The following is a 23,805-nucleotide window of genomic DNA, read 5'->3' as shown; positions in this document are numbered from 1 at the left end:
TTTTCTTTGCTTCGCCAAAGAAAGTAAGCAAAGTTCTCGTGATGGGTGTTCGCATAACTTCGCAAAGCGAAGTTATGCGAACACCCAAAAGCGACCCGCAGTCTGGATCCGGGTTTTTGGAGTCAGAGCCCAAATTCGCCGAGCTATGACTCGCCCCCGGAGGGTTCGGGGTTTTGCACTGCAGCGAAATGGGTGCCCAACCAGCCAAAGCTGGACTACCCCGGCCAGCCCAGCCCAGCCCTGCAAACCCAATACGCTATTAATTCAATAGCTGTCAGCGTGCGCAGTCATTGGCCTGCAGCCGTATTCCATCGAACCCTAAACGCGCCAAATTTTCAGGGCCTGCGTGAACTTAGGAACGCTGGCTGACATCCCGCCCGTGCTCAAAAAAAAGTTCGCTTTCACGTCAGTGAGCGCCATGGTTGCGCGCCGTCTGTTACCACGCTTGCGGTCCTGACCGAAACGAGACATGGGCTGGCGCTGCCGGTTGATATGGCGCTATCTGCTACGTTATCAATAGCTGCTTGCGCCCATGTCTATTGGGCTGCAGCACTATTTTTTCCTGGAGCGAGTCTGTCCAAGTCGCAACCCCGCAACCGGGACCGCAAGAAAAGCCCCCATTTTTGCCGTCAGTTGTCGGCATGTGAGCAGCGCTTAGCTTGCTATGCTGGAAATTGTAAAAAATGCTCCGGGAGCGCAGCCTGATTTCCGCCGGCCTTGTCTTCGCCGGGCGGCAAAAAAGCAAAGCTACGAAGTCAAAGAAGTCGATGAAACAACTGAAGTAAACAGATGAACTTCGAAAAGTGAAAAATATCTGCTTACAACCCTAAAGGTTTTGATACATCCGGCCGATAACTTAAATAACGGTGGCTTGCAGACTGTTCCAACAGACAAGGCCAGCGTGACGGCAAGTTAGCCGAGTCCTTCAACCTTAGTACACAGGAGCCATACCATGGGCCAAGTCATCAACACCAACTCGCTCTCGTTGCTCACGCAGAACAACTTGAACAAATCGCAGGGCGCGCTGAATACCGCGATCCAGCGCCTGTCTTCCGGCATGCGCATCAACAGCGCCAAGGACGACGCTGCCGGCCAGGCGATTGCCAACCGCTTCACCGCCAACATCAAGGGCCTGACGCAAGCTTCGCGCAACGCCAACGACGGCATCTCGCTTGCGCAAACCACTGAAGGCGCATTGGGCGAAGTCAACACCAACCTGCAGCGCATTCGTGAACTGGCCGTGCAATCGGCCAACGGCAGCAATTCCGATGCTGACAAGTCTTCAATCCAGGCTGAAATTACCCAGCGTCTGCAAGAAATCGACCGTACTTCGCAGCAGACCGACTTCAACGGCGTCAAGGTTCTTTCCTCATCGGCCGGCAAGCTGACTGTGCAAGTTGGTGCCAATGACGGCGAGAAGATCGATATTGATCTGCAAGAAATCAGTGCCAAAACGCTGGGTTTGACCGGCTTTAACGTGGACGGCACAGGTACGAAAAACACAGCCGCAAGTGCTACCGATTTGGCCGTAAGCGGCTTCGGAAAATCTGGTGGAGTCAGCGCCAATGGCACACAAACCTATACCCGTAGCTATGGCGCTGCTGATGCGGCAAAAGGCAGCGATGTGTTTGCCGGCATTGCCAACGGTGGCAAGGTTGTTGCGACTGCCGCTTCCATTACTTACACAAAAAGCACGGCAAATAGCAACTTCAGCTTTGACGAGACTGGTCGTTCGAACGCCAACTCGATTGCATCGCTGAAACCAGCTGCTGGCGGAAGCATTACAGCAACTGTGACGATTGGCTCAAAAAGCCAAGACGTAAAAATTGACAGCGCCGGTGCAATTACCGATGCGAACGACGGCTCTTTACTTTACCTTGATGCCACCAAGAATTTGACTAAGACCGGCTCTGCTTCAACGCTTGCCACGCTCGCGGACCTGACAGACGCAGCAAAAGGTATGCAGGTCGCTGACACCATCAGAATTGGCGGCGCTACCGGAACGCTCTATACAGCTGCTGCTAGCAATGCGTTTAACGTCACCAACGACAAGATCACGGATGCTGCACTGCAGTCAAAGGTCAATGGACTTGCATACACCGTTGATCAAGACGGCTCTAGTGCTAGCACAGCTGATAACTACTCGGTTGCCGTCACCACTGGTGCAGTGACAATGACTACTGGTGGAGCAACCGCAAATATTGATCTCAACGGCAAGTTGACGGCCAATACTGCTGAGACACTTTTCGCAAACAGCAATGGCAGCGTCACGAACGCATTCGCTGAAACGATTTACGCCAACGCAGGCAAGCTCACCACGAAGGCTGTCAGCAATGCCACGGCAACTGCTGATCCACTGAAAGCTCTGGACGCAGCCCTGTCAAAAGTGGACAAACTGCGCGGCGCACTCGGTGCGGTGCAAAACCGTTTTGACTCGGTGATCTCCAACCTTGGCACCACCATTACCAACCTGACTTCTTCACGCTCACGCATTGAAGACGCAGACTACGCGACTGAGGTGTCGAACATGACGCGCGCGAACATCCTGCAACAGGCTGGTACCTCTGTCTTGGCCCAGGCCAACCAGTCGACGCAAGGCGTGTTGTCGCTGCTGCGTTAAGCGAAAACGAATAGGTCGGGTGATGCCCTTTAGGCTAACCCGACCTACGAAGAGCGTTAAGCAGTCCCGCTTGGACCACACAGGGGGGACTCCCTAGCGAGTTCTCAGGAGACAGTGCCATGACAGTTTCTTCAGTCAGTGCCTTTTCGGCCAACCCGGCCAGCGCGCTGCGCCGGGCCGCCGCGGACCTGCCGGCCGCGCTGCCCGTGGCGCGACCAGCGCCGGCTCCCGAACCGGTGCGCGAGAAGCAATCGGCCGAGGCCACTAGCACCCAGCTGAATTCCGCGCTGGCTGAGATCAACCAAAGCCTGAAGCTGGCCTCCATAGGCGTGCAGTTCGAGTTTGACAAGGAGGCCCACACCATGGTCACCAAGGTGGTGGACGTGGAGAGCGGCGAGGTGATACGACAGATGCCTACGGAAGAGGTGGTGCGCTTCTCCAAAGCGCTGGACAAATTGCAGGGTCTTTTGGTGAGCCAAAAGGTCTGACAAGAACGAATTAGGAAGCATCATGGCGTCAATTTCAAGTCTGGGGGTGGGGTCCAACCTCGAACTGAGCAGCTTGCTGGCACAGCTGACCACTGCGGAAAAGCTGCCTCTGCGGGCGCTGGACGCCAAAGCGGCGAGCTACACCACCAAGCTGTCGGCCTATGGCACGCTGCAAAATTCGCTAGGCGCGCTCCAGTCAGCGTCTGCCAAGTTGTCCAGCCTGGGCCTTTTTCAGGGCGTAAAAGCCGCATCGAGTTTTACAACGGTCCTGACCGCCAGCGCTGAAACCACGGCGGTGGCGGGCAGCTACGCGATCAATGTGACCCAGCTTGCGCAAGCGCAGTCGCTGGCGACTTCTGGGCAGACCAGCGCGACCGCAGCCGTCGGTAGCGGCACCGTTAATTTTCAGATTGGCAGTGGTGGCGCCATTGACGTCACCATTGGCGCTAACAGTACCCTGGAAGGCATTCGCGATGCCATCAACGCTACCAAGGATGTGGGTGTTACGGCGAGCATCGTGAATGATGGCGGTGCTAAACCATTTAGGCTGGTTTTGGTGTCGAGTAAAACGGGTGAGGCGTCGAGCATGAAAATCACGGTGACGGGCGATGCCGCCTTGAAAACCCTGATGAATCACAACACCACTGACCCGGTAACCATGACGGAAACGGCTCCCGCAAAAAATGCCACACTTACCGTGAATGGCCTGCCCATCACCAGCGCGACCAATACCGTGTCCGAGTCCCTGCAGGGCGTAACGCTCACCCTGGTCAAGCCCGGTGACAGCACGCTGACGGTAGCGCGTGATACGTCCAGCGTGGCATCTGCCATCAATGCCTTTGTTGCCAGCTACAACAGTTTGCTGAGTACCGGAAAGACGCTGACAAACTACAACGCAGACGCCCAAAAAGGATCTGCCTTGACAGGTGATTCAACGCTGCGCAACCTCCAGGTTCAACTCCGTACAGCGCTGACCTCGCCCCAAAGCGGTACGACAGGCGATTTCACGATGCTGTCGAATATCGGCGTGTCGTTTCAAAAAGACGGCACACTGGCGGTTGACTCCACCAAGCTGGACGCAGCTCTCAATAGCAACATGGACGGGGTGGCCAAACTGTTTGCCGGCACGGCAACCGACACGGCGGGTTATGGGAAGCAGTTGTCTGTGCTGGCGCTGGGTTTTACCGCAACCGGCGGTGCTTTGACGGCGGCGGCTGACGGTTTGACGGGCTCTCTCAAACGGCTAGACAAGCAATACGAGGCGATGAGCACGCGAATCGATGCCACGGTGGCGCGCTACAAAGCCCAGTTCACACAATTGGACATCATGATGTCTAGTATGAATTCGACCAGTAGCTATCTGACAGCGCAATTCAATTCCATGAACGCAAGCAAAAAATAAGCAAAAATTTAATGTACACACCCGCTCACTCCTACAATCCCGGCGCCAGTGCCTACACAAAAATGGGCCAGGAAAGCGGCGCCATGAGCGCATCGCCGCACCAGCTCATCACTATGCTGTTTGATGGCGCTAAAACCGCCATCACCATGGCGCGTCACCATATGGAAAACAAAGAAATCGCGGCCAAGGGCCAAGCGATTTCCAAGGCTATCAATATCGTGGACAACGGATTGAAAGCCAGCCTGGACGCGGGGGCGGGTGGTCAAGAGGGCGCTGAACTCATCGCTAATCTTTCAGCGCTGTACGACTACATCGCCCAGCGCCTGATATATGCCAACCTGCGCAATGATCCGGCGCTGCTTGACGAGGCAGACAGGCTGTTAGACAACATCAGCTCGGCGTGGCGCGAGATCGATCCCAATAAAACCCGATTGGCGCCAGAAGCGTCAGTTGTTACTTCGACCGCCCGTTTTTCCATTGGAGCCTGATATGTGTTCTCAAAGTGAAGTCATGCACTGCTACGAGCAGATTTCTCCGCTGACCGAGCGCATGCTGGAGCTCGCGCGCGCGGGTCAGTGGGGCGCGCTGCCGGCGCTGGAAGCGCAATACAGCGCCACGGTCGATAGGCTGCGGGTGATTGAGCCGCTGATGGCGCTGGATGAGGCGCAGGCGGAGCGCAAGTACCGCTTGCTGGGCCGCATCAATTCCAACCACGCCGAAATTTCGAGCATTGTCATGCCGCAGCTGTCGCAGTTGGGGGCAATGCTCCGGAGTATGGAGCAGCAGCAAAGCCTTCAGTCGGCTTACAGCCAGGGCACTGATTTGCTGTCATGAGCGGCCTGGTCCCGGTGCTGCCGCTCAAGGCGCAGCCCGCCATCGCCGGGCCGGGGGCCGTCACCCATGCGGAGCCGATCGGCAACGACATTCGTATGCCCTCGCGCGCCGCGCTTCAGCAGCAACTCGATGTCGGACTGTTTGCCGGGGCTGCGCGTGGCCGCACTTCCCCACCTGCAACTGTGGCAACTGCCAGCGAGGCCGTCACGCTGAGTCCGGCGGCTCGCGCGCTCAGTGTGATTCTGGATCTGCCCGCCAGCCCCACTTCAAAAATCTTGGGCGCCCAGGCGCTGTGGCCGCTGCGCCAGCCGCCGATGGCCCCGCTGCTGGCGGCGACCCTGGCGCATACCGTGGACAACTCCGGCCTGTTTTACGAATCGCATCTGCAGCAATTTGCCGCCGGCACGCGCACGCTGGCGCAGCTGATGCAAGAACCGCAGGCCGGCCTTCCCATAGCGCTTGCAGCGGGTGCCGCCGTTGCAGCCGCCGCAGTCGGTAGTGAGGTCGCGCTGCCGGAAGGCATGCCGAAAAATTCGCTGGAAAGCGCCCTGGAAGCCGCGTTGGGAAATTCGTTGGAAAGCAGCCCGGCCGAGACGCCAGAAAGCGAGGCGGCGTCGCTGCAGGATCCGGACGGGCAAGAACGCAGCCTGAAAACGCTTGGCGCCAGCGCCGTGGACGCGGCGCGCAGCAGCGCACTGGTTCCTGCGGGCGTGCATGCCGATGCCGTGGCACTGGTGCGCCAGCAACTCGAACTGCTGGCGCAGCCGGTGTTTCGCTGGGGCGGCGAAGCCTGGCCGGGCACGCCTATGGACTGGGAGATTCAGCAAGAGCCCGATGATCGTGCCGCTGGCGAAGCGCCGCAGCGCAGTTGGAGCACGCGCCTGGCCCTGCGCCTGCCCGAGTTGAAGGACGTTGAAGTGCGTTTGAGCCTGGTCGGCAACACGCTGCAGTTGCAGCTGTCCGCCAGCGAAAACGGCACGGTGGCCTTGCTGGGCAACGAACGCCATGAACTGCCGGCGCGCTTTGCCGCTTTGGGGCTGCAACTGAAGGGCGTCTGGGTAGGGGCGCTGGCGCCGGAGCCGGCCGTGCCGGCAGGCACGAAAGACGAGGCTACCCACAATGGCTGACCCCACCCTGCCCGACGGATCGCCGCCCGACAGGCCCAGCGCCGTTGCGATTTCCTACGCGGCCAAGGACAGGGCGCCGATTGTCGTGGCCAAGGGTTACGGCGCGGTGGCTGACTCGATTGTTCGGCGCGCCCGTGAAAGTGGTTTGTATGTGCACGCCTCGCCCGACCTGGTGAAGCTGCTCATGAATGTCAACCTGGACGCCCAGATTCCCGCGCAACTGTATGTCGCCGTCGCCGAAGTGCTGGCCTGGCTGTACCAGCTGGAAGGCGGGCCGGCCTGCGAGATGCGCGCGGAAATTTGATCTGAATCAAGTGTTGTCATTTGTCCAATCAAATCTGCGAATCTGTGGCTTAGTTGTAAATAAATGATAAATTTATCAAGACTGTGTAAAAAAAAGTGAATTTGTGTTCAAAATAAGTCCATCAGCTTAGGAGCGCGTAGGACTGAGTCCCGGCTGGTTGCAAAGACAAATGGCTGTTTTGGCTGCGCCGCCCAGGCGCAAATGTTGAGAGAACTGTGAGCACATAATGAATGAAACTGCTACTACCAACGAAATCGGTGACTTGAATCTGGCTTACCTGCTGCTGGCCCAGCGACTGGTTCGCGAAGACGTCGCAACCGCCATGTTCCGCTTGGGCATGAGCCGCGAACTGGCCGATTTGCTTGGCAACCTGTCGCTGTCGCAGATCGTCAAGCTGTCCAACTCCAGCTTGCTGCTGTGCCGCTTCCGCTTTGACGACCACCCAATTTTGTCGGCCCTGACGCACGACAGCAAAAACCTGGCGCTGCAGCAAGCCCACACCGCCATTCTTCTGTCCGGCCAGCAAATCGAGGTGGCGGCATGAAGCCAAGCACCCCAGGCGGCACTGACGCGGATAACTTGGCTCGCAGGGTTGCCCATCATGGCCGGTAAAAGCGTCCTGCGTGAAGCGCGCGAAATTCACCTGGCCATAGACCTGATCAAGTTGGGTGCCCGGCTGCAGTTTCTGGAAGCCGAAACCAGCTTGAGCCGTGATCGGCTGATCAAGCTTTACAAGGAAATCCGGGGCGTCTCGCCACCCAAGGGCTTGCTGCCGTTTTCCACCGACTGGTTCATGACGTGGATGTCCAACATTCACTCGTCGATGTTCTACAACATCTACCGTTTCATGGTGACGCACGGCGGCTGCACGCGGATTGACGCGGTCATAAAAAGCTACCGCCTTTACCGGGAGCAGGTCGAGCGTCAAGGCAGCGAGGTGGTGCTCGATTTCACACGGGCCTGGACGCTGGTTCGCTTTTTTGACAGCGACATGCTGCAACTGAGCACTTGCACCCGCTGCACCGGGCAGTTTGTCGCGCATGCGCACGACCCGCAAAGCAACTACGTCTGTGTGTTGTGCCGCCCGCCGTCGCGCGCCGGCAAGCTACGCAAGATCAAAGCAGATGCGGATGTGGTTGTCGATGCGTTGGCGGTGTCGAGCGTCCCTAAAGGCGGGCGCCCGGCGATGTCGTCATCGCAGTGGCTGGCCGATGTGATGAATGGGTCGCGCGTCTGACCAGATGTAGAACAGCGCGGCGTTTCTTCTTCAAATTGTTTTAAAGAGCGAGTGCATTGTGCTGGTCATAGTTGGTTATCTGGTCGTGCTGGGCTCCGTATTTGGCGGCTATGCGCTGATAGGCGGGAATTTTGGCGCCTTGTACCAGCCGGTTGAACTGCTGATGATTGCCGGTTCTGCGCTAGGGGCGTTTATCGTCGGCAACGATCGCCATGCCATCAGCGCCACGTTGAAGGCCTTGCCCAAGCTGCTTAAAAGCTCAAAAAAACGCGACAAGGCGCTCTATATGGAGCTGCTGGCCTTGCTGTACGTGCTCCTTGCCAAAGGGCGCAAAGACGGCATGCTGGCGCTTGAATCGGATGTGGACGATCCGCAGAATAGTCCGGTTTTTTCGCTGTACCCGGTGCTTTTAGCGGATCTGCCCGTCATGGAGTTTCTAACCGACTACCTGCGCCTGATCGTCAGCGGCAATACGGACCCGTTTGAGATCGACCAGCTGATGGAGCAGGAGATGGAAACCTACAAGCACGAGGCCGAAGCGCCTGCGCACAGCCTTGCCAAAGTTGGCGACGCGCTGCCGGCGCTTGGCATTGTGGCGGCGGTGCTGGGTGTGGTGCATGCACTGGCTTCGGCTGACTTGCCTCCGGCGGTCATGGGCACGCTGATTGCCCATGCAATGGTGGGAACTTTTCTCGGCGTCTTGCTGGCTTACGGCTTTGTCTCGCCGCTGGCATCGCTGATCGAGCACAAGGTGTCTGAATCATTGAAGGTCTATCAGTGCGTCAGGGTGACGCTATTGGCCAGCCTGAACGGCTACGCGCCGCAACTGGCGGTGGAGTTCGGCCGAAAAGTCTTGCGCTCGACCGAGCGGCCTTCGTTCACCGAGCTGGACCTGCACGTCCGCGAAGTCAAAAACCGCTAAATGAACAGCCGCGCCTGAATTGTCATGAGTGAAGCATCCCGCCGCGTTGTTATCATCAAACGCCCCGTGATGGCGGCAGGCCACCACGGTGGAGGTTGGAAGATTGCCTACGCCGACTTCATGACGGCGATGTTTGCGTTTTTTCTTGTCATGTGGCTGTTGTCGTCCTCCTCTCCCAAGCAGCTGACGGGTATTGCCGAGCATTTCAAGATGCCGCTCAGCGAGGCCCTCAAGGGCGGGCCCGCCATCAACAACAGCCCCAGCGTTATTCCAGGTGGTGGCGAGCCCACGAAGACCAATGATGAGGTGAAGCGGCCCGAAGGCGAAGTCACTGTCGACGCTGAAGCGGAGGCCGAGGATGTGGCGCGCCTGGCCGACATGAAAAAGCAGCTCGACCAGATGATCGAAGCCAGCCCGGTGCTCAAGCAGTTTCGCCCACAGTTGCTGATAGACATCACGCCCGAAGGCTTGCGCATCCAGATTGTGGACAGCAGTAATCGGCCCATGTTTGACAGGTCCAGCGCGGTGGTGGTGTCCTACATGCGCACCATCCTGCGCGAGATCGGTCCGGTCATCAACGCGCAGCCCAACAAAATCACTTTGTCTGGCCATACCGATGCAACCAAATACGCGCAGGGCGACAAGTCGTATAGCAACTGGGAACTGTCGGCTGACAGGGCCAACGCCTCGCGCCGTGAGTTGATTGTGGGCGGGCTTCAGGAAGTCAAGGTACTGCGCGTCATGGGCGTTGCGTCCAGCATGAACCTGAACCAGGACGACCCCTATGCACCCATCAACCGCCGCATCAGCATTGTGGTGCTCAATCAGCGCGCCCAGATGGACATAGAGAAAGCCAACGCGGCCGTTGCAGCCAGCGTCAGCCTCAAGGCGGGAACTGCGGCGCCGGCAACTGCCGGCCAGGCCGCGGCGAACCTGCCCAGCACTGGCCCACGCAAGAGTTGATAAAGTTTTATTGATAACTGATCAGCCGCGACCAGACACTGCCCCAGCGCGGCGCTTAGACAGACCCAAGATGAACCCACGATGGACATAACCCAGTTTTATCAAACCTTTTTTGAAGAAGCCGATGAGTTGCTGGCCGAAATGGAGCAGCTGCTGTTGGGCCTTGATCTTCAGGCGCCAGACAGCGAGCATCTTCATGCAATTTTTCGCGCCGCGCATTCGATCAAGGGCGGTGCCGCCACCTTTGGCTTTCTGGCGTTGACCGAGACTACGCATTTGCTTGAAAACCTGCTGGATCGCGCGCGCCATGGCGATTTGAAACTGACCACCAAAATGATGGATGCCTTTTTGGAAACCAAAGACGTTTTGCAAGCGCAAATGGGGGCTTACCGGGAAGGCGGAGAGCCTGAGCCTGATGGAGTCGCACGAATCTGCGCCGTGTTGCGGCAGCTCGCGCTGGAGTCGAGCGCTGGTGTTGTGGCTGCGGCAGGGAACCAGGCGGCCGTTCAAGCGCTGGTCGTGACGCCGCAAGCCACGACCTTGGCTGCATCGACATCTGTGACCAACGCGCCAGCTACGCCCTTGCTGAAAGTGCGCTTTACCAAGGTCTCGGCAAACGACCGCAAGCTGCTCAGTGAAGAGCTGGAAAACCTGGGCCATGTCACGGCGCAAAGCCAGACCGATGACAGCCTGACGCTGTGGGTGGAAACCAACTGTGATGCCGATGACATTGTTGCTGTGTGCTGCTTTGTTATCGAGGCTGATCAAATTGAGATCACCAACGAATCGGCCACTGCGGTCAGCGCCCCTGAGGCCACGCCGGGCATGGTGATTGTGGCCGTCCCGGTGGCGCTGCCTGCACCCGCCGCCCCTTCAGTTCCCGCCGCACCGTCTACGACTGCCGCGGCGGCTGCAGTGGCGGCGCCCACCAGCGGCAAAGAGTCAAACTCCATCCGGGTGGATGTTGAAAAGGTCGACCAGATCATCAATCTCGTCGGCGAACTCGTAATTACCCAGTCGATGCTGACGCAAACCGCGTCAAAGCTAGATCCGGTGCTGCACGAGCGCCTGCTGAGCGGCATGGGGCACTTGGAACGCAATGCCAGAGACTTGCAGGAATCGGTGATGTCGATCCGCATGATGCCGATGGACTATGTTTTCAGCCGTTTCCCGCGCCTGATACGCGACCTGTCGGCCAAGCTGGGCAAACAGGTTGAGCTGGTAACCGTCGGCAAGGAGACCGAGCTGGACAAGGGGCTGATCGAACGCATCATTGATCCAATCACGCACTTGGTACGCAACAGTCTTGACCACGGGGTTGAACTGCCAGCGCAACGCATTGCAGCGGGCAAAGACCCGGTAGGACGCCTGACGCTTTCAGCCCGGCACCAGGGCGGCAACATCGTGATCGAGGTCAAAGACGATGGCGTAGGACTGCCGCGCGAAAAAATTCTGGCCAAAGCGGTTCAGCAAGGCATGGCGGTGAGCGAGGCCATGTCCGATGAAGAGGTGTGGCAATTAATTTTTGCGCCGGGCTTTTCAACAGCAGAGATCGTGACCGATGTCTCAGGCCGCGGCGTGGGCATGGACGTGGTGAAGCGCAATATTCATGCAATGGGCGGCCATGTTGAAGTCGCCTCGGTGCTGGGCAAGGGCACCTCCATCAAAATCGTTTTGCCGCTGACGCTGGCTATTCTGAATGGCATGTCGGTCAAGGTGGGCCAGGAGGTCTACATCTTGCCTTTAAATTACGTCATCGAATCATTGCAGCCGCTAGCCAAAGACATTCATTCCATCACCAGCGATGAGCAGGTCATGCATGTGCGGGGCGAATACCTGGTGCTGGTCGAGTTGCACAAGTTCTTCGAAGTCGCCGATGCCGTGCTCGATCCGACAAAAGGCATCGCGGTGATCGTGCAAGCTGAAGGCGCACGGTTTGCATTGCTGGTTGACCAATTGGTTGGACAGCATCAGGTCGTCGTCAAAAACATTGAAACCAACTACCGCAAAGTACCCGGTATTTCTGCCGCGACGATTCTGGGTGATGGCAATGTCGCGCTGATTATCGACGTGGCAGCGATGCAGCGGACGGGCCGCGAAAAATCAACACTGCCCAGACCTTCCTGAAAGCCCTTTCCGTACTTGTCTGCCTACTGATTCGTGACCTTGATATGAAACTAACATTTCGCACCAAACTCTATCTGCCGCTCGTTGTTAGCTGGTTTTGCCTATTGGGCATCACCACGGTTGCAATTTTTCAGGCCAAGTTCCTGCGTTTTGAAGAACGCCAGATCGCCTTGAAGTTTGCGACTGACGTGGGGATGTCAACGGTCAAGGAATATGCCGATCTGGCTTCGTCAGGTGCATTGCCGCTGGCGGAGGCGCAAAAACAGGCGCTGGCTAGGCTTAAAGCCATGCGCTATGGGAAGGATGGTTATTACACCGTTATCAATTCTCAGCCGACCATGCTCATGCACCCTATGAAGCCGGAAATTGTGGGCAAAGATGTCGCTGATTTTAAGGATCCGAACGGTCAATATTTATATAAGAATGTTGCGAGCATCGCAAAAGGTGTGGGAGAAGGCTGGATCGAATATGTATGGACAAAGCCCGGCAATGCAGATCAAAAGCAGGTGTTTCCCAAGGGCGCTTATGTTCTAACCTTCAAGCCTTGGGATTGGACCTTCATCACGGGGCTCTATCTGGACGACTTGCGCGATGCCTTTATTCAAAATCTGTGGAGATCCGCTCTACTGCTTTGCGGCATTGGCATTGCTTTAAGCGCGATAGTTCTGCTTGTCATTCGCGGCATTGAGAGGTCAATCGGCGGTGAGCCAGAAGAGGCCACCGACATCGCCCGACAAATTGCGTCAGGTGACCTTGCGGTAACGGTCAATACCAAAGTCAACGATCAATCCAGCTTGCTGTTCGCAATGAAAACGATGCGCGATAGCCTGGCCAAAGTCGTCGGCCAGGTCCGTATCGGCACCAACACCATTGCCGCAGCCTCCAGCCAGATCGCCGCCGGCAACATGGACCTGTCGTCGCGCACCGAGCAGCAGGCCAGCTCGCTTGAAGAAACCGCCGCGTCGATGGAAGAGTTGACGAGTACTGTCAAGCAAAACGCCGACAACGCCCGCCAGGCCAACCAGCTCGCCGAGTCCGCGTCAAACGTAGCGGTCAAAGGCGGTCGCGTCGTGTCCCAAGTAGTCGACACCATGAGCGCCATCAACAGCTCGTCCAAAAAGATCGTCGACATCATCGGCGTGATCGACGGTATCGCCTTTCAAACCAACATCCTGGCGCTCAACGCTGCCGTTGAAGCAGCCAGAGCCGGCGAGCAGGGACGCGGCTTTGCCGTGGTCGCCGCCGAAGTCAGAAACCTCGCCCAGCGAAGCGCTGCAGCCGCCAAAGAGATCAAGACCCTGATAGGCGACTCCGTTGACAAGGTTGAAGAAGGCAGCAAGCAAGTGTTAGAGGCAGGCAAGACCATGGACGAAATCGTCGGAAGCGTCAAACGCGTCACCGACATCATGGCCGAGATCAGCGTGGCCAGCCAGGAGCAGACTTCGGGCATCGAGCAGATCAACCAGGCCATCACGCAAATGGACCAGGTGACGCAGCAAAACGCCGCGCTAGTCGAAGAAGCCGCCGCAGCGGCGCAGTCGCTGCAAGAGCAGGCTAGCGGCTTGTCGCAAGTCGTCAGTGTGTTCAAGCTCGATGACAGTCGGCTTGATCATGCGCCAGCACCTCAGCGCACGGCAGCTGCCAGGCGCGCGCCTGCACACCAGCAGCCACCCCGCGCCAAACACGCCATCGCCGCGCCGCATCGCAAGTCAGCCCCCGCACCCGCATTGGCCACCGCCGATGGCGACTGGGAAACGTTCTAAATACAAGCCATTTAAAAATCATGCACACCGCATCAAACCATTCCAACTCCGCCGCCCCAGTAGACGTATCTTCGGCGGCATCCGCCACCGCGGCCATGGAAGTTCTGGCCTTCACGCTGGGCCAGGAAGAATACGGCATTGATATCCAGAAGGTGCAGGAGCTGCGCGGCTACGACACCGTCACGCGTATCGCCAATGCGCCCGAGCACATCAAAGGCGTGGTCAATCTGCGCGGCATCATCGTGCCCATCATTGACATGCGCATCAAGTTCAACCTGGGAACGCCGACTTACGACCAGTTCACCGTGGTGATCATACTCAACCTGGCCAGCCGAGTCATGGGCATGGTGGTTGACAGCGTATCGGACGTGATCACCTTGACGCCCGAGCAGATCAAGCCGGCGCCCGAGATGGGCTCGGTGTTGGACACGGCCTACCTGATTGGTCTGGGAACGCTGGACGAGCGCATGCTGATACTGGTCGATCTGGACAAGCTGATGTCCAGCAGCGAGATGGGCCTGATTGAAAAACTGGCGGTTGGAACCCCCTAGTCAATGAAGCATCAATCTCATCGCATTGATCGAACCTGCAAGGATTAAATATGAATATAAAAAACTTAAAGATTGGCACTCGCCTGGGCTCCGGCTTCGCTATCGTGCTGCTTTTGCTGACAGGCGTGGCAGGAATTGGCATCAACGGCATTAGTCAGACGAAACGGTCGCTTGACGAGATTGTCAATGTCGATGTCGCCAAGATGATTCTGGTGGAGGACATGATTGAGGCCGTGCACGTGGTGTCGCGCGTGATCCGCACTATGGTGTTGCTCAGCGACGAGGCGGCCATTGCGTTTGAAATGAAGAAGATTGAGGACGCCCGCAACAAGTACAACACCGCCCTCGAAGCCCTGGAAAAGACCGCAACGAGCGAGGAGGGAAAGGCCATCCGCATCAAGATGAAGGATGCCCGGCTCGCCGCGCGGCCGCTCAACGACAAGGTAATCGCGCTGGCCAAGGCCAACAAGGACGTCGAGGCTATCGAGCTGCTGCTGAAGGAGGCAGGCCCTGCGACGACGAAATGGCTCGCTACACTGGACGAGAACATCGAAATGCAGAGGGCCGTCAACAAGCTGGAGGTGGCCGCGGTCGAAGAGATGTACAACTCGACGCTGCTGCTCATGCTGGCGCTGACCGGCCTGGCGGTGCTGCTGGGCACGTTTATCGCATGGCTCATCACCCGATCCATCACGATCCCGATCAATGCCGCGGTCAAAGTTGCGCAGACCGTTGCCGCCGGTGATCTGACCAGCCATATCGAAGTCAACTCCAAGGACGAAACCGGCCAGCTGCTGCAAGCGCTAAAAGACATGAACGCCAGCCTGGTCAAGATCGTCGGAGAAGTCCGCCAGGGCACCGAGACCATAGCCACAGCCTCCAGCCAGATCGCCGCCGGCAACATGGACCTGTCGTCGCGCACCGAGCAGCAGGCCAGCTCGCTTGAAGAAACCGCCGCGTCGATGGAAGAGTTGACGAGTACTGTCAAGCAAAACGCCGACAACGCCCGCCAGGCCAACCAGCTCGCCGAGTCCGCGTCAAACGTAGCGGTCAAAGGCGGTCGCGTCGTGTCCCAAGTAGTCGACACCATGAGCGCCATCAACAGCTCGTCCAAAAAGATCGTCGACATCATCGGCGTGATCGACGGTATCGCCTTTCAAACCAACATCCTGGCGCTCAACGCTGCCGTTGAAGCAGCCAGAGCCGGCGAGCAGGGACGCGGCTTTGCCGTGGTCGCCGCCGAAGTCAGAAACCTCGCCCAGCGAAGCGCTGCAGCAGCCAAAGAGATCAAGACCCTGATAGGCGACTCCGTTGACAAGGTTGAAGAAGGCAGCAAGCAAGTGTTAGAGGCAGGCGAGACCATGGACGAGATCGTTGGCAGCGTCAAACGCGTCACCGACATCATGGCCGAGATCAGCGTGGCCAGCCAGCAGCAGACCTCAGGCATCGAGCAGATCAACCAGGCCATCACGCAAATGGACCAGGTGACGCAGCAAAACGCCGCGCTGGTTGAAGAGGCTGCCGCGGCAGCAGCCTCACTGCAAGAGCAAGCCAGCGGCTTGTCGCAAGTCGTGAGTTCGTTCAACCTTGATCAAGAGCAGAGCAACTCAGTGGCCCCAGCCCGGCGCGCAGCAGCCGCCCAGGCGCGCTCGGCGCTCCGGCAGCCTCCACCAGCCAAACACGCTATTGCAGCACCGCAGCGCCAGCAGGGCGCAAGCGTTTTGCCATCCAGGCGGCTTGCTGCAGCCGCAGTGCCTCTTGGGGCAGGCGAGTGGGAAGAGTTCTAAAAAGGCGCTCATGCAATCTACAACAAGCTGACGAATTTGGTTGGGCACGCTGATGCCGCGCCGCAAGATGGCGTTGGCTTTACGGGCCGTGTCATGAAGCCAGCCAATACGTGAATCCAGAATACACATAATGAAAATAACTTCAAAACTTCAATGGCTGGTCGGCGGCCTGATTACCAGCCTGGTCAGTGTCTGCGGCGTTGCACTGTGGCAATCAAGTACAACCCGTGATGCCAATGAACGTACTTACAAAAGCGAGACGTTGGCCACCGCTGCTCTTGCGGATGCCAACAGCTCGCTGTGGGCTTTGCGCTTGGGAACGGCTCAATATCGAAGTATTGCGGATTCAGATGAGCGACAAAAACTCGTACAAAGCGACAGCAAAAACTATGCTGATTTTGATAAGCACGTTCAAACATTTTCTAGTCTTCCGCTGTCCGATTCGAGTCGTGCGGCTATGCGTGATGTTAATGAAAACTATAAAAAATACGCTACCGCTCGTGTGCGTTGGGTTGATAAGCTGATCGGCGGCGAGATAGAAGAAGCCGCCATACTGCGCGACAGGGATCTCACTCCTGCAGGGCGTTCAACGGTCGCTGCGATTGGAAAGCTAATCAACCTTTTGAGCAAGGAAGCCGAAGCCGGGTCCGAGCAGCGTAACGCCGACTTGCAAACTGTCGCAACCTGGATGCTGGTTAGTTGTGTTTTAGTGATTGCAGGGGCTTTAACTTTTACCATTTTGATGGTGCGCAGCATGTCGAAACGCTTGAATATGGCAACAAAAAGGGCCAACGAATTGGCCGAGCTCCATCTTGATGCCGCAGCGACCGACCACGGCAATGATGAAGTGAGCGCCATGATGGGTGCACTGAACACCATGCGCGACAAGCTGGTGGACGCCATATCCGAGGTCCGCCAGGGCACCGACACCATAGCCACTGCGTCCAGCCAGATCGCCGCCGGCAACATGGACCTGTCGTCGCGCACCGAGCAGCAGGCCAGCTCGCTTGAAGAAACCGCCGCGTCGATGGAAGAGTTGACGAGTACTGTCAAGCAAAACGCCGACAACGCCCGCCAGGCCAACCAGCTCGCCGAGTCCGCGTCAAACGTAGCGGTCAAAGGCGGTCGCGTCGTGTCCCAAGTAGTCGACACCATGAGCGCCATCAACAGCTCGTCCAAAAAGATCGTCGACATCATCGGCGTGATCGACGGTATCGCCTTTCAAACCAACATCCTGGCGCTCAACGCTGCCGTTGAAGCAGCCAGAGCCGGCGAGCAGGGACGCGGCTTTGCCGTGGTCGCCGCCGAAGTCAGAAACCTCGCCCAGCGAAGCGCTGCAGCCGCCAAAGAGATCAAGACCCTGATAGGCGACTCCGTTGACAAGGTTGAAGAAGGCAGCAAGCAAGTGTTAGAGGCAGGCAAGACCATGGACGAAATCGTCGGAAGCGTCAAACGCGTCACCGACATCATGGCCGAGATCAGCGTGGCCAGCCAGGAGCAGACTTCGGGCATCGAGCAGATCAACCAGGCCATCACGCAAATGGACCAGGTGACGCAGCAAAACGCGGCGCTAGTCGAAGAAGCCGCCGCAGCGGCGCAGTCGCTGCAAGAGCAGGCCAGCGGCTTGAGCCAGGTGGTCAGCGTATTCCGGCTCGAAGGCAGCCAGCAAATTGACGCGATCCCGTCCCGGCGCACGGCAGCGAGCCATCAGCAGCCCGCGCACCTGCAGCCGCCGGCGGCCAACCCAGCCATCGCCGTAACCAAACCCAAGCGGGGCAGCTTGCCTATGCCGTCCAGGCAGCTGGCGGCCGCCACGCCCACAAGCGCAGGTGATTGGGAAGCGTTTTGAGCCGGGGGTGAGGATCGCTGCCCAGCGACGCTGGCGAGTGAGTCAACATCCCTGTCATTTTTCAGCCGTCTTTAAACGGAGATACCCACCATGCGTGTCAACCTACCTGTCACGAACAACGAATACAAAATCCCTCACGACAAGGCGCTGGTATCTCGCACCGACCTCAAGGGACGCATCACCTATGCAAACCCGATCTTTGTCGAGGTCAGCGGCTTCGACCTGCACGAACTGACAGGCAAGGCGCACAACATTCTTCGGCATCCCGACATGCCGGCAGAAGCCTTTGCCGACATGTGGAAAACGCTGGCCAGCGACCTGCCATGGACCGGTCTGGTCAAGAACCGGCGCAAGAATGGCGACTTTTACTGGGTACAGGCCAACGTCGCCCCGATACGCCAGAACGGCGTGACCCAGGGTTACATGTCAGTGCGCAACAGACCTGAACCCTCGCAGGTGGTCGAGGCTGCGCAGCTTTATCGCAAGTTCAGGGAGGGCCATGCAGCCGGGTTAAGCATTCACCGGGGTGAAGTGGTCAAGCCGCTGTGGGCTGCACCCATGGCGGGCGTGCGCCGAATTCCGATCTCTCAACGGGTTCTCGGGGCAACGGCCCTGGCTGCCACGCTGACACTGGTGCTGGGGGGGCTGGCCTGGCGCGAAGTCAGTCTGCTGGCCATGTCATCGAGCCAGGCCGATTGGGTGCCTGATGTTATTGCGGCTGGTGTCGTGGCTTCTTCGCTGGCCTGGGCTGGCTTTGGCTACTTCCTTGTCCGCACGGTTTTCCGTCCTTTGGACAATGCCGCCAAAGTGGCGCGAGCCATTGCCGGGGGTGATCTCGTCAAGTTCGAGATACATCCCACTGACGAGGCCAAACCCCTGCTGCTCGCCTTGAATCAGATGAGCGCCAACCTGTTGGCGGTGGTCTCCGATATCAGCGCCAATGTGGATGCGGTGGCCACGGCGTCCAGCGAGATTGCCGCGGGCAACCTGGACCTGTCGTCCCGCACCGAGCAGCAGGCCAGCTCGCTGGAAGAAACCGCCGCCTCGATGGAAGAGCTGACGAGCACCGTCAAGCAAAACGCCGACAACGCCTGCCAGGCCAACCAGTTGGCGGTCTCGGCCTCCGGCGTAGCCGTCAAGGGCGGCCAAGTCGTTGCCCAGGTGGTGCAGACCATGGGCGTGATCAACACCTCATCCAGAAAGATCGTTGACATCATCGGCGTGATCGACGGCATCGCCTTTCAGACCAATATCCTGGCCTTGAATGCGGCGGTCGAAGCGGCGCGGGCCGGCGAGCAAGGCAGGGGCTTTGCGGTGGTGGCAGCCGAGGTCCGAAACCTGGCCCAGCGCTCGGCGGCGGCGGCCAAAGAGATCAAGACCTTGATCGGCGACTCGGTCGACAAGGTCGAAGAAGGCAGCAAGCAGGTGCTTGAAGCGGGCAAGACGATGGACGAGATCGTCGACAGCGTCAAGCGCGTGACCGACATCATGGCCGAGATCACGGCAGCGAGCCAGGAGCAGACCTCGGGCATCGAGCAGATCAACCAGGCGATCACGCAGATGGACCAGGTGACGCAGCAAAACGCGGCGCTGGTCGTAGAGGCGGCGGCAGCGGCGCAGTCGCTGCAAGAGCAGGCCAGCGGCTTGAGCCAGGTGGTCAGCTTATTCCGGCTCGAGGGCGGCCAGCAAATTGACGCGATCCCGTCCCGGCGCACGGTAGCGAGCCATCAGCAGCCCACGCACCGGCGGCCGCCGGCGGCCAACCCGGCCATCACCGTAACCAAACCCAAGCGGGGCAGCTTGCCTATGCCGTCCAGGCAGCTGGCGGCCGCCACGCCTTCCGGCGAGTGGGAAGAGTTTTAGTTTGATGACCCGACGTTCGTTCATGCAGGCTTGTCAGCTTGCTTTGCCAGGATGTCGGCATCCCGCTTCATAGCTGTACGCTCGCCGCCCCGGTCATGAGGATTCGGAGTTGCGCTGATCACCAAGTGCTAAATATTCAAGTCTGATCAGCCGTCATCCCTGCCAGTACGATTCGATATCAACAGAATCTCAAAGGAAAAAAATAATGCAGTGGTTCTATCAGCTTCGTGTCTCCGTCAAGCTAGTGCTTAGTTTCTTGCTCGTTGCGGCGGTGGGTGCTGCGGTAGGTGGGCTTGGAATCTTTTACATGGGGCGTATTAGTGCTTCAACCGAAAGTCTTTACAGCCACGAAATGCGGGCATTGAAGGTCATCCAGGAGGCCAACATCCATCTGCTTTACGCCAGCCGGGCTCAAATGAGCCTGCTTTCGGCCTCCACGCTAGGGGAGCGAAAATACGACGCGGTGGGGATAAAGTCCGCCGTGACTGATCTCGAAACCCGTATGGCTGAGGTCAAGTTCCTGTTTGATGAGGACACCGAAGGCAACAAGCTGTATCGGCAGTATGAGGGGCTGATTCCACCGCTGAAACAGCGCCTGACTGATTTTGTGGCGCTGGTTTCCAGGCAGTCCTTGGACAGTACGCAGTTTGACAGCCGAGTGGCTGAGGACAGCGCGCAGTTGTTGAAGGATTCCCGTGCACTCGAAGAGGTTCTCAAGCACATGGTGGTGCGCAGTGACCAGCGGGCTAAGACGAGCATGGAAAAAGCGATCGGCACATACGAAGCGTCGCGCCTGTTGATGGTGGCCATGGCCTTGGGCGGCATCGCGGTCAGTATTGCTTTGGGCGTGGGGGTAGCTCGCTTGTTGCAGCGTCAATTGGGCGGTGAACCTGCTTACGCCGCGCGAGTTCTCTGGTCTATTGCGGCTGGTGACCTGAGTGTTGATGTCAGGACTCGTCCAGGCGATGACGCCAGCTTACTCTTCGCACTGAAAAACATGCAGTCCAAACTTGCCACCATTGTGGGCAAAGTCCGCCAGGGCACCGACACCATAGCCACAGCCTCCAGCCAGATCGCCGCCGGCAACATGGACCTGTCGTCGCGCACCGAGCAGCAGGCCAGCTCGCTTGAAGAAACCGCCGCGTCGATGGAAGAGTTGACGAGTACTGTCAAGCAAAACGCCGACAACGCCCGCCAGGCCAACCAGCTCGCCGAGTCCGCGTCAAACGTAGCGGTCAAAGGCGGTCGCGTCGTGTCCCAAGTAGTCGACACCATGAGCGCCATCAACAGCTCGTCCAAAAAGATCGTCGACATCATCGGCGTGATCGACGGTATCGCCTTTCAAACCAACATCCTGGCGCTCAACGCTGCCGTTGAAGCAGCCAGAGCCGGCGAGCAGGGACGCGGCTTTGCCGTGGTCGCCGCCGAAGTCAGAAACCTCGCCCAGCGAAGCGCTGCAGCCGCCAAAGAGATCAAGACCCTGATAGGCGACTCCGTTGACAAGGTTGAAGAAGGCAGCAAGCAAGTGTTAGAGGCCGGCAAGACCATGGACGAGATCGTGATCAGCGTCAAACGCGTCACCGACATCATGGCCGAGATCAGCGTGGCCAGCCAGGAGCAGACCTCGGGCATCGAGCAGATCAACCAGGCCATCACGCAAATGGACCAGGTGACGCAGCAAAACGCCGCGCTGGTTGAAGAGGCTGCCGCAACTGCGGCTTCGCTGCAGGAGCAGGCCAGCGGACTGTCGCAGGTGGTCAGTGTGTTCAGGCTGGACAGCGAGCAGGGTCATCGGGTGGTCGCGCCCCCGCACACCGGCACACTCAGGCCGCTCATAGCGCCCAAACAGCCGCCGCGTGCCAAGCAGGCCATTGAGGGGCCGCCGCGCCAAAAATTTTCCGTTGTTGGTGAACTTGCCGAAGCCGAGTACTAGATTTTCCTCAAATTGTTTCGTTGGCTGCTGTTAGCGCCATGGTTTTTCAGTCCCGCATCTATTAAGACTGTGCGGGATGAGTTAGTGCATTTAATCACCAACGTCTGGAGTAGATCATGAGCATTAAGTTACGCCTGGTTGTGTTTGCACTGATCTCCATTCTATTTTTGCTGACTATTGGCGCGTCAAGCCTCTGGAGCGAATACAAAATGGCAGGAGCTTTGCAGAAAAATTCCACAGCGACTGCAGCACTGCGCAATCATATGGAGGCTGACATGATGCACGATGCATTGCGCGCCGACATTCTGGCGGCGACATTGGCGGCTACCCTAAAACAGGCCGATCAGCGAAAGTCAATTGAGCAGGGACTGGCGGAGCACCTCAAATTTTTTCAGGATGCACTCAAAGCTAATGAAGAACTACCGCTCACGGCAAATATTGCGCTGGCAATAGTCAAAGTACGCCCGTTGGTTGACGCGTATTTAAAAGCCAGTCAGGCTGGTGTGGCGCTGGCCTTTGACAGCCCCGAAAAAAGTGAAGCCGGCTTGACAAAGTTCATGGAAACATTCGTCGCTGTTGAAAAGGAAATGGCAGCGTTATCCGATCTCATCGAAAAAAACTCCACCGATACAGCATCTTTTGCACAGGCAGACGCTGCCCGTTTGAAACAGCTGATCATTGGTGTCCTGCTGGCTTCCGTCCTTTGCGTCAGCCTACTTGCCACAGCAATAATCCGCAGTATTACCGGCCCGATAGATGCTGCGGTGAAGGTAGCCCAGACCGTCGCCGCTGGCGATTTGACCAGTCTTATCAAAGTGACGACAAAAGACGAAACGGGAAAACTGCTGCAAGCATTGAAAGACATGAACGACAGCCTCGTCGGCATCGTCGGCCAGGTCCGTATCGGCACCAACACCATTGCAGCAGCCTCCAGCCAGATCGCCGCCGGCAACATGGACTTGTCGTCGCGCACCGAGCAGCAGGCCAGCTCGCTTGAAGAAACCGCCGCGTCGATGGAAGAGTTGACGAGTACCGTCAAGCAAAACGCCGACAACGCCCGCCAGGCCAATCAACTGGCCGAATCCGCCTCAAACGTAGCGGTCAAAGGCGGTCGCGTCGTGTCGCAAGTGGTTGACACCATGAGCGCCATCAACAGCTCGTCCAAAAAGATCGTCGACATCATCGGCGTGATCGACGGTATCGCCTTTCAAACCAACATCCTGGCCTTGAACGCTGCCGTTGAAGCAGCCAGAGCCGGCGAGCAGGGACGCGGCTTTGCCGTGGTCGCTGCCGAAGTAAGAAACCTCGCCCAGCGAAGTGCTGCAGCCGCCAAAGAGATCAAGACCCTGATAGGCGACTCCGTTGACAAGGTTGAAGAAGGCAGCAAGCAGGTAGCTGAGGCAGGCAAGACCATGGACGAAATCGTTGGCAGCGTCAAACGCGTCACCGACATCATGGCCGAGATCACCGTGGCCAGCCAGCAGCAGACCTCAGGCATCGAGCAGATCAACCAGGCCGTGACGCAAATGGACCAGGTGACGCAGCAAAACGCCGCGCTGGTTGAAGAGGCCGCTGCGGCATCAGCCTCACTGCAAGAGCAAGCCAGCGGCTTGTCGCAAGTCGTCAGCGTGTTCAAGCTCGGTCAGACGCAACTCAACTCTGTGGCCGCGCCGCAGCGGACGGTGGCCATCCCCCATCAGCGTACGGCACCTGTGCAGCCGCCACGGGCCAAACAGGCCATTGCCGCAGCGCAGCGCAATCGCGTGGCTGGCGCTTTGCCGTCCCGGCGGCTGGCGGCCGCAGTGCCTGCCGGAGCTGGCGAGTGGGAAGAGTTTTAAATCGTAGTTTGACAAATTTCATGGGCGATGGCGGGTTGCGAATAGTTCTGCCCCTCGCTTTTGAGTTCTTCTTGAGTGGGCCGTTGTCTGCCATGTGGTTCTGAAAAAAAACAGCCCAGTAGCAAGTTGTCGCCTTAGCTGATCTGTTTTATGTCAAACCATTAGGCCCGATGAAGGCGTTCGCGAGTTTAATGGCG

General features: G+C 58.1%; 19 protein-coding genes. All 19 read left to right on the top strand.

Annotated elements, in window-relative coordinates; genetic code table 11:
- Positions 1-952: 952 nt before the first annotated feature.
- The 19 genes from HHJ18_RS05965 (at position 953) to HHJ18_RS05875 (ending at position 23,608) form a co-directional block, all read left to right on the top strand.
- Positions 953-2,620, top strand: a complete 1,668-nt coding sequence (locus HHJ18_RS05965; RefSeq protein ID WP_296912642.1) for a flagellin — start codon at positions 953-955, stop codon at positions 2,618-2,620.
- Positions 2,621-2,739: 119 nt separating this feature from the next.
- Positions 2,740-3,108, top strand: coding sequence for a flagellar protein FlaG (locus tag HHJ18_RS05960; protein ID WP_296912639.1), 369 nt, complete (start codon positions 2,740-2,742; stop codon positions 3,106-3,108).
- Between the two features lie 22 nt (positions 3,109-3,130).
- Positions 3,131-4,510, top strand: a complete 1,380-nt coding sequence (fliD, locus tag HHJ18_RS05955) for a flagellar filament capping protein FliD (RefSeq protein ID WP_296912636.1) — start codon at positions 3,131-3,133, stop codon at positions 4,508-4,510.
- An 11-nt stretch (positions 4,511-4,521) separates the two neighbouring features.
- Positions 4,522-4,998, top strand: a complete 477-nt coding sequence (fliS, locus tag HHJ18_RS05950; protein ID WP_296912634.1) for a flagellar export chaperone FliS — start codon at positions 4,522-4,524, stop codon at positions 4,996-4,998.
- A 1-nt stretch (position 4,999) separates the two neighbouring features.
- Positions 5,000-5,344, top strand: a complete 345-nt coding sequence (locus HHJ18_RS05945) for a flagellar protein FliT (RefSeq protein WP_296912631.1) — start codon at positions 5,000-5,002, stop codon at positions 5,342-5,344.
- Positions 5,341-6,471 carry a flagellar hook-length control protein FliK gene (locus HHJ18_RS05940; protein ID WP_296912629.1) on the top strand — a complete coding sequence of 377 codons (1,131 nt, stop codon included), beginning with the start codon at positions 5,341-5,343 and terminating at the stop codon, positions 6,469-6,471. Before HHJ18_RS05945 ends, HHJ18_RS05940 begins: the two co-directional genes overlap by 4 nt.
- Entirely contained in the window at positions 6,464-6,775 is a 312-nt protein-coding gene (locus HHJ18_RS05935; RefSeq protein ID WP_296912626.1) for an EscU/YscU/HrcU family type III secretion system export apparatus switch protein, read from the top strand. Before HHJ18_RS05940 ends, HHJ18_RS05935 begins: the two co-directional genes overlap by 8 nt.
- A 226-nt stretch (positions 6,776-7,001) precedes the next feature.
- Positions 7,002-7,319, top strand: coding sequence for a flagellar transcriptional regulator FlhD (gene flhD, locus HHJ18_RS05930; protein ID WP_296912624.1), 318 nt, complete (start codon positions 7,002-7,004; stop codon positions 7,317-7,319).
- A 57-nt stretch (positions 7,320-7,376) separates the two neighbouring features.
- Entirely contained in the window at positions 7,377-8,012 is a 636-nt protein-coding gene (gene flhC, locus HHJ18_RS05925) for a flagellar transcriptional regulator FlhC (RefSeq protein ID WP_296912622.1), read from the top strand.
- A gap of 58 nt (positions 8,013-8,070) precedes the next feature.
- Complete coding sequence (gene motA / locus HHJ18_RS05920) at positions 8,071-8,934, top strand: flagellar motor stator protein MotA (protein WP_296912620.1); 864 nt, start codon at positions 8,071-8,073, stop codon at positions 8,932-8,934.
- Positions 8,935-8,958: 24 nt separating this feature from the next.
- Positions 8,959-9,897 carry a flagellar motor protein MotB gene (gene motB, locus HHJ18_RS05915; RefSeq protein ID WP_296912617.1) on the top strand — a complete coding sequence of 313 codons (939 nt, stop codon included), beginning with the start codon at positions 8,959-8,961 and terminating at the stop codon, positions 9,895-9,897.
- Between the two features lie 81 nt (positions 9,898-9,978).
- Positions 9,979-12,024: a chemotaxis protein CheA gene (gene cheA, locus HHJ18_RS05910; protein WP_296912615.1), complete on the top strand. Its 2,046-nt coding sequence runs from the start codon at positions 9,979-9,981 to the stop codon at positions 12,022-12,024.
- A gap of 44 nt (positions 12,025-12,068) precedes the next feature.
- Complete coding sequence (locus tag HHJ18_RS05905; protein ID WP_296912613.1) at positions 12,069-13,787, top strand: methyl-accepting chemotaxis protein; 1,719 nt, start codon at positions 12,069-12,071, stop codon at positions 13,785-13,787.
- Between the two features lie 95 nt (positions 13,788-13,882).
- Positions 13,883-14,338 carry a chemotaxis protein CheW gene (locus HHJ18_RS05900; RefSeq protein ID WP_296912656.1) on the top strand — a complete coding sequence of 152 codons (456 nt, stop codon included), beginning with the start codon at positions 13,883-13,885 and terminating at the stop codon, positions 14,336-14,338.
- A 50-nt stretch (positions 14,339-14,388) separates the two neighbouring features.
- The gene (locus HHJ18_RS05895) at positions 14,389-16,125 is read left to right on the top strand and encodes a methyl-accepting chemotaxis protein (RefSeq protein ID WP_296912612.1); all 1,737 of its coding nucleotides are present in this window, start codon (positions 14,389-14,391) and stop codon (positions 16,123-16,125) included.
- Positions 16,126-16,255: 130 nt separating this feature from the next.
- Positions 16,256-17,974 carry a methyl-accepting chemotaxis protein gene (locus tag HHJ18_RS05890; protein WP_296912611.1) on the top strand — a complete coding sequence of 573 codons (1,719 nt, stop codon included), beginning with the start codon at positions 16,256-16,258 and terminating at the stop codon, positions 17,972-17,974.
- Positions 17,975-18,064: 90 nt separating this feature from the next.
- The gene (locus HHJ18_RS05885; protein ID WP_296912609.1) at positions 18,065-19,837 is read left to right on the top strand and encodes a PAS domain-containing methyl-accepting chemotaxis protein; all 1,773 of its coding nucleotides are present in this window, start codon (positions 18,065-18,067) and stop codon (positions 19,835-19,837) included.
- 205 nt (positions 19,838-20,042) lie between these two features.
- Complete coding sequence (locus HHJ18_RS05880) at positions 20,043-21,770, top strand: methyl-accepting chemotaxis protein (protein ID WP_296912607.1); 1,728 nt, start codon at positions 20,043-20,045, stop codon at positions 21,768-21,770.
- 116 nt (positions 21,771-21,886) lie between these two features.
- The gene (locus HHJ18_RS05875; RefSeq protein ID WP_296912604.1) at positions 21,887-23,608 is read left to right on the top strand and encodes a methyl-accepting chemotaxis protein; all 1,722 of its coding nucleotides are present in this window, start codon (positions 21,887-21,889) and stop codon (positions 23,606-23,608) included.
- Positions 23,609-23,805 lie beyond the last annotated feature (197 nt).

The organism is Polaromonas sp. (assembly GCF_012927455.1).
Lineage (GTDB): Bacteria > Pseudomonadota > Gammaproteobacteria > Burkholderiales > Burkholderiaceae_C > Polaromonas.
Note: the sequence above shows the minus strand (reverse complement) of the source record. Positions and strands in the feature narration are given on the sequence as shown.

Coding starts and splice junctions, on each gene's coding strand:
- cheA (WP_296912615.1), top strand. CDS start 9,979: ATGGACATAACCCAGTTTTATCAAACCTTTTTTGAAGAAGCCGATGAG.
- HHJ18_RS05885 (WP_296912609.1), top strand. CDS start 18,065: ATGCGTGTCAACCTACCTGTCACGAACAACGAATACAAAATCCCTCAC.
- HHJ18_RS05940 (WP_296912629.1), top strand. CDS start 5,341: ATGAGCGGCCTGGTCCCGGTGCTGCCGCTCAAGGCGCAGCCCGCCATC.
- HHJ18_RS05880 (WP_296912607.1), top strand. CDS start 20,043: ATGCAGTGGTTCTATCAGCTTCGTGTCTCCGTCAAGCTAGTGCTTAGT.
- HHJ18_RS05890 (WP_296912611.1), top strand. CDS start 16,256: ATGAAAATAACTTCAAAACTTCAATGGCTGGTCGGCGGCCTGATTACC.
- HHJ18_RS05960 (WP_296912639.1), top strand. CDS start 2,740: ATGACAGTTTCTTCAGTCAGTGCCTTTTCGGCCAACCCGGCCAGCGCG.
- HHJ18_RS05945 (WP_296912631.1), top strand. CDS start 5,000: ATGTGTTCTCAAAGTGAAGTCATGCACTGCTACGAGCAGATTTCTCCG.
- flhD (WP_296912624.1), top strand. CDS start 7,002: ATGAATGAAACTGCTACTACCAACGAAATCGGTGACTTGAATCTGGCT.
- fliD (WP_296912636.1), top strand. CDS start 3,131: ATGGCGTCAATTTCAAGTCTGGGGGTGGGGTCCAACCTCGAACTGAGC.
- flhC (WP_296912622.1), top strand. CDS start 7,377: ATGGCCGGTAAAAGCGTCCTGCGTGAAGCGCGCGAAATTCACCTGGCC.
- HHJ18_RS05905 (WP_296912613.1), top strand. CDS start 12,069: ATGAAACTAACATTTCGCACCAAACTCTATCTGCCGCTCGTTGTTAGC.
- HHJ18_RS05965 (WP_296912642.1), top strand. CDS start 953: ATGGGCCAAGTCATCAACACCAACTCGCTCTCGTTGCTCACGCAGAAC.
- fliS (WP_296912634.1), top strand. CDS start 4,522: ATGTACACACCCGCTCACTCCTACAATCCCGGCGCCAGTGCCTACACA.
- HHJ18_RS05875 (WP_296912604.1), top strand. CDS start 21,887: ATGAGCATTAAGTTACGCCTGGTTGTGTTTGCACTGATCTCCATTCTA.
- motB (WP_296912617.1), top strand. CDS start 8,959: ATGAGTGAAGCATCCCGCCGCGTTGTTATCATCAAACGCCCCGTGATG.
- HHJ18_RS05895 (WP_296912612.1), top strand. CDS start 14,389: ATGAATATAAAAAACTTAAAGATTGGCACTCGCCTGGGCTCCGGCTTC.
- HHJ18_RS05935 (WP_296912626.1), top strand. CDS start 6,464: ATGGCTGACCCCACCCTGCCCGACGGATCGCCGCCCGACAGGCCCAGC.
- HHJ18_RS05900 (WP_296912656.1), top strand. CDS start 13,883: ATGGAAGTTCTGGCCTTCACGCTGGGCCAGGAAGAATACGGCATTGAT.